The sequence below is a fragment of the Bacteroidota bacterium genome (assembly GCA_016722375.1).
In the GTDB taxonomy this organism is placed as follows: Bacteria; Bacteroidota; Bacteroidia; order Chitinophagales; family LD1; genus Bog-950.
The window spans coordinates 428,934-439,823 of sequence record JADKJG010000001.1 but is presented as its reverse complement, the minus strand read 5'-3'; the positions used below and the strand labels follow the sequence as shown (position 1 = coordinate 439,823).

General features: G+C 42.1%; 8 protein-coding genes and 1 pseudogene. 6 read left to right on the top strand and 3 right to left on the bottom strand.

Annotated elements, in window-relative coordinates; translation table 11 throughout:
• From IPP77_01905 to IPP77_01895, 3 genes are all read right to left on the bottom strand, one after another.
• A partial coding sequence (locus IPP77_01905) for a phosphate ABC transporter permease (protein ID MBL0308473.1) occupies window positions 1–448 on the bottom strand: 448 nt, incomplete at its 3' end.
• A complete protein-coding gene (gene pstC / locus IPP77_01900; GenBank protein ID MBL0308472.1) occupies window positions 445–1,293 on the bottom strand; it encodes a phosphate ABC transporter permease subunit PstC in 849 nt (282 codons plus the stop codon). The genes IPP77_01905 and pstC, both read right to left, overlap by 4 nt.
• Window positions 1,294–1,342: 49 nt before the next feature.
• Complete coding sequence (locus IPP77_01895) at window positions 1,343–2,305, bottom strand: substrate-binding domain-containing protein (GenBank protein MBL0308471.1); 963 nt, start codon at window positions 2,303–2,305, stop codon at window positions 1,343–1,345.
• Window positions 2,306–2,568: 263 nt separating this feature from the next.
• On the opposite strand from IPP77_01895, the pseudogene bshB1 reads away from it, so the two are divergent.
• The 6 genes and pseudogenes from bshB1 (at window position 2,569) to IPP77_01865 (ending at window position 10,881) form a co-directional block, all read left to right on the top strand.
• Window positions 2,569–3,282, top strand: a pseudogene (gene bshB1, locus IPP77_01890) (bacillithiol biosynthesis deacetylase BshB1).
• An 80-nt stretch (window positions 3,283–3,362) separates the two neighbouring features.
• A complete protein-coding gene (gene guaA / locus IPP77_01885) occupies window positions 3,363–4,904 on the top strand; it encodes a glutamine-hydrolyzing GMP synthase (protein MBL0308470.1) in 1,542 nt (513 codons plus the stop codon).
• A 21-nt stretch (window positions 4,905–4,925) separates the two neighbouring features.
• Window positions 4,926–6,158: an amino acid ABC transporter substrate-binding protein gene (locus IPP77_01880; GenBank protein ID MBL0308469.1), complete on the top strand. Its 1,233-nt coding sequence runs from the start codon at window positions 4,926–4,928 to the stop codon at window positions 6,156–6,158.
• Between the two features lie 52 nt (window positions 6,159–6,210).
• The gene (locus IPP77_01875) at window positions 6,211–7,518 is read left to right on the top strand and encodes an aminotransferase class V-fold PLP-dependent enzyme (protein MBL0308468.1); all 1,308 of its coding nucleotides are present in this window, start codon (window positions 6,211–6,213) and stop codon (window positions 7,516–7,518) included.
• Between the two features lie 153 nt (window positions 7,519–7,671).
• Window positions 7,672–10,014, top strand: a complete 2,343-nt coding sequence (gene topA / locus IPP77_01870) for a type I DNA topoisomerase (protein MBL0308467.1) — start codon at window positions 7,672–7,674, stop codon at window positions 10,012–10,014.
• Window positions 10,015–10,881, top strand: a complete 867-nt coding sequence (locus IPP77_01865; GenBank protein MBL0308466.1) for a transglutaminase family protein — start codon at window positions 10,015–10,017, stop codon at window positions 10,879–10,881.
• The last annotated feature ends 9 nt before the right edge of the window (window positions 10,882–10,890 follow it).

The following is a 10,890-nucleotide window of genomic DNA, read 5'->3' as shown; positions in this document are numbered from 1 at the left end:
TGAGAAGAGTGACGGTCAATATTCCGGCGAGGAGGGAAGTTCTTAAACCAAAATAAACCATGATGGTGAAACCAAAGGCTCCATAAACAATGGAAGGAATTCCAAACAAGATATCGGTTACCAGACGGAGCAAATGACCAACAGCAGATTTTCTTTTAAGAAATACATTGATATAGAGCACCACCGGTATGCTGATAGCAAGCCCCAGCGCGGTGGCGCCACCGGTCATGATAAGTGAACCGGTGATAGCATTTAATATTCCTCCCTCTTTACCAATATAAAAACCTCCTTGCGGAACTTTGCTGACCATGTCCCAACTCATATAAGGCAAGCCTTTGCGAATAATAGTGTATAGCAGAGAGCCTAAAAGCAATGCCACCACGGCAGCCGAAGCACGCATCAGAAATTTAAAAAACACCTCTTCTATCTTTCTTAACCAGATAATCATACGATACGGTTTTCCAATTTGGCAATGACCCATCGAGACAAGGCGTTGAACAAGAAGATGACCAAGAACAAAATAAAAGCGGCGAACATCAGTGCCGAATCATAGAGGGGTACCGACATCATTTCTCCATAGTTATTTGCAATCAACGCCGGCAGGGGATAACCGGCATCAAATATGGAATGAGGGATGATGACGGTATTGCCGCAAACCATCATGACGGCAATGGTTTCACCAAATGCCCGAGAGATAGCCAGTACTACGGCAGCCAAAATTCCAGGAAGCGATTTGCGAACGACCACCTTCTTCACCGTTTGCCATTGGGTGGCTCCTAAGGAAAAAGAAGCATTTCTTAAATCCTGTGGCACTGAATAAAAGACTTCGGAGAAAATACTGATTAACAAAGGAGCAATCATAATGGATAGTACGATGCCACCGGTCAGCAAAGAATAGCCCGAAGAAAAATCGCCGAAATAGGGAGCGAGTTTGTCACCTACTATGGGCACAATGACAAGGATTCCCCACACACCATAAACTACCGGTGGAATACCCGCCAACAAATCTATGAGCGGATTAATCAAACCACGTGTGCGAGAAGAAGCGTATTCGGTGAGATAGATGGAAGCGAGCAGACAACCCGGCAAGGACAACGCAATAGCTATACCGGTTACCCACAAGGTGCCCATGAAAAAAGGAAAGAAACCGAACTGACCTTTCAGTGGTTTCCATTCGGAGGAGGTGAGCAAGTCTTTGATAGATTGTTGTTCGAGAATCGGTAAGGATTTGAGAAGCAGACCGGTGGCTACTAATAACGCAATGATGATCAGCAAAGCTGAAAGTGATTCCATTACAGAACCCATGAATTTGGAAAGAGTGCGCCTGAAAAAATACATGGGTTTATTGAAGTTTAACCGTCGCGGAGTCAATAGTCTCCTTGGCAAGATGGACGTATCCGGCTGATTTTACATAGGGCTGACCTTCGGTAAGAATCCAGTGAATAAATTCTTTCACCACTCTTCGCTTAGGTTGGCCACCACATACAAAATATAAGTTGCGGGCAGGAGGGGTGGGAAATTTGTTTTCAGATATAGCCAACATCAAATCGTCTAGGCTATCATAGAAATTTTCTTCGGGATCAATCATTCCATTTTCATTTATATCTATTGGTATAGGACGAATGCCTTTCAATGGTTTTTTTGTTTTACTGTCATAAGCATACACAATATTATTATACCCGATAGCAGAAATATCTTTCATCACAGCTTGCGAAACTCCCGGGTCGCCAAAAACACCAATGCCTTGCAAATCTTCCTGATTTTTTCCGAGATAGGCTCCCCATGATTCAGCCGAACCGGCTGCATCAGACCTCGTATAGGCATGAATGGGTAGCACACTGTTAATGCCAACATCAGACCATTTCTTTGCATCTGCATGGATATAAATACGCTCAAAATCTCCTCTCTTCAATCCCTTTTTCAACAACTCGTCCAATTGGGGGTGGCTTCCATTCATCACCGGTAAAACTGCATCCTTCGCTACGGGAATAAACCAAACTCCCCTACGTATTTCTTCGTCATGAATTTTGCGAGAAACCATTCCAATATCTACCAAATGAGTTAGCGCATCTGTCATTCCTTTTCCGGCACCGCCGGCAGAAATATCAATGCGAACCTTAGGATGGAGTTTTTTAAACTCTTCAGCCCAAGCTACTGTAACCGGATAAAGTGCAAAAGCCCCTGAAATGCTGATGGTGCCTTGTAATTCGCGTTGTGGATTTTCTTCCTCCTCCTTATTTTGTTGGTTTCGACAAGATGATAATAGGAGCAGGCAAAAAGAAAGGGTGGTAAATAAATAATTCACAGTTTGGGGTATGATTGGTGTCCTGAAAAATCTCGAACTTGAAAGCCAAATATAAAAGGTAGTTCCTATTTTTATAGGTGGATAAAAATGGGATAGATTATCGGTATAGATCGGATACTTAGGAATTAGCTAAATCTTTCGATCAGTTTTTATAACTCCACGAGACCTGCCTCATTAAAGATTCGGGGTTTCTATCAAGAAAATAATCATTGCTTGTTCTGTCTCCGTTTAAAAATATTTTCTTTGGCTTTCATTCGCAATTTATGAAACTAGATATCCTTGCCATAGGCGCATCCCGATGATGTAGAACTCAGTTGTGCCGGAACGGTACTCAAACAAATCAAGACCGGAAACAAAGTCGGTGTTCTTGATTTAACCCAGGGAGAACTGGGAACACGGGGAACTGCCGCCACTCGTATGAAAGAGGCGGAGGCTGCTTCAAAAGTTCTGGGCATTCACGTGCGCGAGAACTTAGGATTTGAAGACGGTTTTTTCAGAATGATCGAGCGCATCAATTGGAATTGGTGAAGATGATTCGCAAATATCAGCCCGCTGTGGTGCTTGCCAATGCTCCCTATGACCGCCACCCCGACCATGGCCGAGCGGCTGTCCTCATCCGCGATGCTTGTTTTCTTGCCGGGTTGACAAAAATTGAAACCAAGGTAGGAGGGAAGTTGCAAAAGGCCTTTCGACCTCGTGCAGTGTATCATTATATACAGGCGCTGCACGAGCAACCTGATTTTGCAGTGGACATCACCCCTTTTTTCGAAAAGAAACTGAAATCCATTCTTGCTTACAAATCGCAGTTTTATAATCCGAAATCAAAAGAGCCGGCTACGGTCATTTCCAGTCCTGAGTTTATGGAGTTCATCCGCGCCCGAGCCGTTCATTATGGATTGCCTATTGGCGTGAGGTACGCCGAAGGCTATCTGGTGAATCGTACGCTGGGGGTAGCAGATATAATGAACCTGATATGATTTGTGGATTGAATAGAAATCCGGAAATCCGTTAATAAGTAAATCAGTAAATACCTTATTGGCTTTTCTATCTTTGCCTTATGACAGAGAAAATCCTGATTATTGATTTCGGTTCACAATATACCCAACTGATTGCCCGCCGCGTTCGCGAAAGTGAAGTCTATTGCGAAATTGTTCCTTACAATAAAATCCCTCAACTAACTAAAAACATTAAAGGAATTATTCTTTCCGGTTCGCCTTCTAGCGTTCTTGATAAAGAAGCTCCGCAGGTAGATTTGGAAGCGTTGATTGAATTTTGTCCTGTGTTGGGCTTGTGTTATGGTGCGCAGTTGCTGGCGCATACCTTCGGTGGTTCGGTGGAGAAAAGTAACATGCGCGAATATGGAAGGGCTCATCTTCAAATTAAAAACACAGAAGATGCCTTGTTGAAAGATGTTTCAGATAACTGTCAGGTGTGGATGAGCCATGGAGATACGATTAAAAGTATCGGCAATCGGTTTCGGCAAATTGCCGGTTCTGATTCTATAGATATTGCAGCATTTCGTTCAGACAATGGTTCTTTCCCTAATCCGGTGTATGCCTTGCAGTTTCACCCAGAGGTATATCACAGTAAAGAGGGGCATATCATCATCAATAACTTTTTGTTTTCAGTTTGCGGATGTTCTCACAAATGGACTTCGGCTTCGTTTGTAGAAGAAACGGTGAAGAGCCTCAAAAAGCAAATTGGTGATGAAAAAGTAATTCTTGGTTTAAGCGGTGGAGTGGATTCTTCTGTGGCGGCTTTGTTGTTGGAAGAGGCTATTGGGGATAACCTGCTTTGCATTTTTGTGGATAATGGTTTGTTGCGCAAAAATGAGTTTGAGGCGGTGATGGAGAAGTATGTGGAGATGGGTTTGAATGTGCAGGGCATTCGTGCTGGCGATCGTTTTCTCGATCAGTTGAAGGGGGTGAGTGATCCGGAGCAGAAAAGAAAAATCATTGGACGGGTTTTCATAGAAGTATTTGAACATGAATCGTTGAAACATCCGGAAGTGAAATGGTTGGCGCAAGGAACTATCTATCCAGACGTGATTGAATCTGTTTCGGTCAAAGGGCCTTCGGCAACGATTAAGTCGCACCACAATGTTGGAGGCTTGCCTGATCTGTTGAAATTGAAAATAGTGGAACCGCTGCGTAACTTGTTCAAAGATGAAGTGAGAAAAGCAGGAAAAGAACTGGGATTGGTTCCTGAAATTCTTTTTCGCCATCCTTTTCCCGGTCCCGGACTAGCGGTCAGAATCCTCGGCGATATTACCGCAGAAAAAGTGCGAGTGCTACAGGAGGCAGACCATATTTTTATCGAGAACTTGAAGAAGTACAATTTATATAATGAAGTGTGGCAGGCGGGAGCCATTCTTACACCCATCAAGAGTGTGGGCGTGATGGGCGATGAACGCACTTATGAAAATGTAGTAGCGCTCCGCGCGGTTGGATCTACGGATGGCATGACAGCAGACTGGAGCCATTTGCCTTATGACTTTCTTGCCAAAACATCCAACGAAATTATCAATCAGGTGAAAGGGGTGAACCGGGTGGTGTATGATATTTCTTCCAAACCTCCGGCAACCATTGAGTGGGAGTAAATCTGATTTGATAATATGAAGATGAGACGATTTGATATTGGAAGCTATTCGGTTAAATTTCTCTTTTTATTTTCTGCTTTATTCAGCTCTTCCTTTTCTTCTTTTGCACAAAGTGATTCTGTTTTAAGAGTAAGTCTGATTCTTGCATTTCAAACAGAAAGCACTGGTGAAAAGCTGAATGATTATCTCTCAGCTCATGATGTCTATTCCGCTAACCGAATCAGATTAAATGAAGATGCGCAGATTTCCCTTGATTTTTATGAGGGAGCTTTACAATCATTAAATGAATATTCAGGTCATTATAAAATCGAATGGTCTGTTTATGATTGCTGGAATGATGACTCGATAACAGAGTTGATTCTCCAGAAGCCTGAAATGAAAATGCAGGACATCATTATTGGAAGTGTTTCTACTTCTACAGCTAAACTCGTAGCGGCTTTCTGCAAGGAGAATAAGATTCTGAACATCCAACCCTTTACACCTTCTAAAAGTTTGACTTCTGATAATCCTTATCACATCAAAATTGCCCCCACTATTGATTCGCATGTGGATGCAATGTTTAATGCCATTCTCGATTCTTTTGCCGGAGCCAATATTATCATCTATACACCGGATATTGAAAATAGTGTGAGCATAGCTGACCAGTTTGATTCGCTCTTTAGAACATATAATCAAACTGCTTTGAAAAGATTCAAGGTGACCTTACTGAATGCCGGCAACATGATGTTGAACGGGAAAAAGACAACTGCCGCTGAACAACTGGTTAGCAATCACTTAAATATTCTTATCCTAACTTCGTTTGAAGAATCATTTGTGAATGGTAGCTTAAGAACTCTATATGAATATAGAGCCAAATATCCGATGATTGTTTACGGCATGCCTACCTGGTTGAGTGGCGACATACTCAGACTGGACTATTTGAATGATTTTACTACACAGATTACAGATGTTTTTGCTTTGGATACGATTAGGCCGCGCACGAAAAAATTTATAGAGAATTATCAAATGAATTTTAGTCATGAGCCCTCCAAATATTCCGTGCTTGGCTATGATGTGTTAAACTTTACCTTGGAGTCAATGGAAGAATACGGTAAAGAGTTTCCTGAAATGGTTTACACGCAGGTTTATTCTGGCTGTGGATATAAGATTGAATTAGTGAAAATTAAGAACAAGGACCAACAGGTAAATTATTTCGAAAACCGCCATGTGAATATTTTTAGAGTAGAAGATTACAGGTTGAGGAAAGTCTGGTAAGTATTTTTTAATTAGCGAAACCAAATTATATCTTTGAATAAAACTTCCCTTTATGTATACACGTAAAACCTTTTTGAAACAAGCAGCAGTTGCAACTGCCGGCTTATCATTGTTAGATTGGATGGAACCGGTTCAGGCCGCGGCATGGCAAAAGCAATTGGCGCGGGTTGAACCGATGGAACCTGTAGCGGCAGCAGAAGATGAAGACTTCTGGAATTGGATAAGAGAACAGTACACCACCTCACCCAATCTGGTAAACCTAAATAACGGAGGAGTTAGTCCACAACCAATTCCGGTTCAAGAGGCGCACATTCGATACTACAAAATGTGCAATGAAGCTCCTTCATATTTTATGTGGCGCATCATAGATCAGGGAAGGGAACCTATGCGGGCAAAACTGGCAGACCTTGCCGGTTGTTCGCCGGATGAGATTGCAGTGAACAGAAATAGTACGGAAGGTTTAAACTCCATCATCTTTGGTCTGAATCTGAAGGCTGGTGATGAAGTGGTCGTTTGCAAATACGATTACCCCAGCATGATAAATGCCTATAAGCAGCGCGAAAAACGCGATGGTATTAAAGTAGTATGGGTGGACTTAGATTTGCCCGTAGAAAATGATAAAGATCTGGTTGCGAAATTTGAAGCTGCCATTACGCCTAAAACTAAAATCGTTCATCTAACGCATGTAATCAATTATACCGGACAAGTACTTCCTTGCCGCAAGATTGCTGACATGGCGCATAGTAAGGGCTGTGAAGTGATTGTTGATGGGGCTCATTCATTCGCACATATAGACTTTAAGATTCCTGATTTGGGTTGCGATTATTTTGCAACTTCACTACATAAATGGCTTTGTGCTCCCTTTGGTACCGGGATGATGTACGTTAAGAAGAATAAGATTAAAAATATTTGGGCTTTACTTTCCAGTACTGCACCAGATAGTGATGACATTCACAAGTTTGAATCTATTGGTACTCGCTCTAATGCGGCCGAAATGGCTATATCAAATGCAGTTGACTTTCATTTACTGGTAGGCAGTAGGCGCAAGGAAGAGCGGCTGCGCTATTTGAAAAACTATTGGTGCGAAAAGGCATCTAGAAATCCGAAAGTGAAGCTATATACTTCCATGAAGTCTAACTATGCCTGTGCACTCGCCACTTTTGGCATTGAGGGATGGAAGCCGGAAGATATTGACGCTAAGTTATTTGAAAAAAAGAAAATTATCGTCACATCCATCAATCATGAAAATGTTCATGGGGTGCGTGTTACGCCGCACATTTATACTTCACTGCGCGACTTAGACCGCTTGGTGGACGGCATCAATGAAATTGCCGATATGGAGCCGCCGAAAAAATCTTAATGTATGTAGGATTGAATTTGGAAATTGCCTTTTGGATTTCTAAACTACGTTGAGTTTTACTTCAAAATTAGGACGGAGATTTTACTTCGTTCCAACCTTCATTTTTTCTTTTACGTCTTAAAGTATTTATTTGCGCCTCGTTAAAAAAATGAAATGAGTAAAAACCTGATTATAGTTGAGTCACCTGCCAAAGCTAAAACCATCAATAAATTTTTGGGTAAAGATTATGTTGTGTCCTCTTGTTATGGACACATACGCGATCTCCCGGACAGCGGTTTGAATATTGATATTGAAAATGGTTTTACTCCAAACTATGAAATAAGTGACGAGAAAAAGGATGTCATCAAAGAATTAAGAAAATTGGCGAAGAACGCTGAAGAAATTTTCCTAGCAACGGATGAAGACCGTGAGGGAGAAGCCATTTCTTGGCATCTGTGTGATGTGTTGGAATTAGATCCTAAGAAGGCTAAGCGCATCACGTACACAGAGGTAACCGAGAAAGCAATCAAAGCAGCCGTTAAGAATCCACGGATCATCAACATGGATTTAGTAAATGCGCAACAGGCACGTCGGGTACTCGATCGTTTGGTAGGGTATGAAATATCTCCCGTGCTTTGGAAAAAAGTGAAGCCATCATTATCTGCCGGCAGAGTGCAATCTGTTGCGGTTCGTTTGATTGTAGAACGAGAGAGGGAGATTCGCTCTTTTACGCCGGTTCCATCTTTCAAAATAGCAGCTTACTTTTTTGTGACTGATGCCAACGGAAAGAAAGTAACATTCAAAGCAGAGCGCCCGCAGAATTTTAAAACAGAAGAAGATGCAAACAAGTTTTTGCAGGAAGTAACAGGGGCTGCATTTCAAGTTAAGTCTATAGAAAAGAAACCTGGCAAAAGAAGTCCAGCGCAACCCTTCACTACTTCTACGCTGCAACAGGAGGCTGCGCGAAAACTCAGCTTTCCGGTGGCTATCACCATGAAGGTGGCGCAGAAACTGTATGAAGCCGGACACATTACTTACATGAGAACAGACTCCCCAAGTCTTTCTGATCTTGCCTTAAACGCCATTGAGAATGAGGTGAAAAGTAAATACGGTGAGAAATATCACAAGCTAAGAAGATACACCTCTAAACATGAAAGTGCACAAGAGGCTCACGAGGCGATTCGTCCTTCTTATATTGAGAATGCGACGATTGATGCAGGAAACGATGAACAACGTTTGTATGATCTGATTTGGAAGCGCACCATTGCTTCTCAAATGGCAGATGCGGAAATTGAAAAGACCGTTATTGACATTATCAATGACAAGAACAAAGAAACACTGAGAGCGCAAGCAGAAGTCATTCAGTTTGAAGGATTTCTGAAAGTATATAATGAAGGAGTGGATGACGATGCCGATAATGATGAAGAAGCGGAATCTTTAATTCCGCCAGTGAAAGAAGGGCAGGAGTTGGAGTTAAAGGAACTGAGCGCTACCGAGCGTTTTACAAAACCATTACCACGATATACGGAAGCCAGCCTAGTAAAGAAGTTAGAAGAACTAGGCATCGGGCGACCATCTACCTACGCGCCTACGATTAGTACCGTTCAGAAGAGATATTATGTGATTAAGGAAACACGCGAGGGCACCGAGCGCAAATACAAAGTGCTGACTCTTAAAGACAGTAAGATTGAAAAAGCGATAAAGACCGAAATTGTCGGAGCAGAAAAATCAAAATTGTTTCCAACCGATATCGGATCTTTGGTAACAGATTTTCTCGTAGAGAATTTTTCCAACGTGTTGGACTATAATTTTACTGCAGATATTGAACAGCAGTTCGATGATATTGCCGAAGGGAAAAAAGTTTGGAGTAAAGTAATTGGCGATTTCTATAAACCTTTTCATGAATCGGTTGAATCTACAACCAAAGATGCTCCTCGGGTATCCGGTGAGCGTTTGTTGGGAACAGACCCTGCATCCGGCGAACCGTTGATTGTCCGCATGGGGAAATTCGGGCCGATGGCACAAATTGGAAAAGCAGATGAGGAGACCGGTAAGAAAGCGCGCTTTGCAAAACTTCGCGCTACCCAATCCATTGAAACCATCACGTTTGAAGAAGCATTGATTCTCTTTGAACTACCCAGAACGCTGGGACAGTTAGAAGGGAAAGATGTAAAGGCAAGCATTGGCCGCTTCGGCCCTTACGTGCAGCACGACAAGTTGTTTGTTTCTATTCCCAAGGACAAAGACCCCTATACGATTACTTTAGAGGACGCTCTAACATTGATTCGTGACAAAGCAGAGGCTAATGCAAACAAAGTGATTCATAATTTTGAAGCCGAAGGAATTCAAGTGTTGAGAGGGCAGTATGGTCCTTATATAAAGAAAGGAAAAGACAATTATAAAATACCAAAAGACCGGGATGCCGAATATCTCACACTGGAAGATGTCCAGATGATTATGGGAGAAAGCGGCCCGACAAAAAAGGGAAGGTCCTTCAAGGGTCGAAAGAAAAAATAGATGGCGATAGAAAGTGAAATCACTGCTTTAATAAAACTACTCGATGATGAAGATCAAGAAGTTTTCAAGCATGTTCACCAGAAATTGAAAAGCCTCGGACCGGAGGTGATCCCCGCCTTGGAGGATATTGAAATCTCGCAACTTCCTCCCATTACACATGAACGCTTAGACGAAATCATTCACGAGATCCAATATGAAACATTGGTGAGCGAATGGCAAGAGTACCTGAAACAAGAATACCTTGATTTATCCACCGGTATCTTTCTTATCTCTCGTTATTATTTCCCCGGCATCAAGTTGGCCGATATTCGGAAGAGACTTCAAAAGATTAAACAAAGCATCTGGCTAGAACTGAATCCGAACCAAACTCCCTTGGAGCAGGTGCAGATATTCAATCAAGTATTTTATTCGCATTTGGAATATAGCAGTGTGCAGACTTCGAAAGATTATCAGGACTTGTGTATCAATCATGTGTTTGAAACAAAAAAGGGAGGGGCTATTACCGTCGGAATTATTTATCAGATAATTGCTCACGAACTATCGCTGCCTGCCTACGGTGTCAATCTGACGAAGCATTATATATTGGCTTTTTGCAAGCGGGCTATTCTTGATTTCTCGCTAAATGAGAATCTGGAAAAGGAAGTGATGTTCTACATCAATCCGGTGAACAAGGGAAATATATTTTCGAGAAATGAAATCAAAGATTATCTCGAAAAATTACAAATGAGGCAAGAGTCGCATTACTTCACTCCGGCAGACAACCGGTCCATTCTTCGCGAACTATTTGCCTATCACTTAGATATTTGTCATCAAACAAACGATGAGAAATCAGCAGAAGAACTCAGCTATCTGCTTCAGATGTTATAAACCCTTTCT

Bases quoted from the DNA above. Each gene is read 5' to 3' on its own strand.
- pstC (MBL0308472.1), bottom strand. From the start codon at position 1,293: ATGGAATCACTTTCAGCTTTGCTGATCATCATTGCGTTATTAGTAGCC.
- guaA (MBL0308470.1), top strand. From the start codon at position 3,363: ATGACAGAGAAAATCCTGATTATTGATTTCGGTTCACAATATACCCAA.
- IPP77_01880 (MBL0308469.1), top strand. From the start codon at position 4,926: ATGAGACGATTTGATATTGGAAGCTATTCGGTTAAATTTCTCTTTTTA.
- IPP77_01875 (MBL0308468.1), top strand. From the start codon at position 6,211: ATGTATACACGTAAAACCTTTTTGAAACAAGCAGCAGTTGCAACTGCC.
- topA (MBL0308467.1), top strand. From the start codon at position 7,672: ATGAGTAAAAACCTGATTATAGTTGAGTCACCTGCCAAAGCTAAAACC.
- IPP77_01865 (MBL0308466.1), top strand. From the start codon at position 10,015: ATGGCGATAGAAAGTGAAATCACTGCTTTAATAAAACTACTCGATGAT.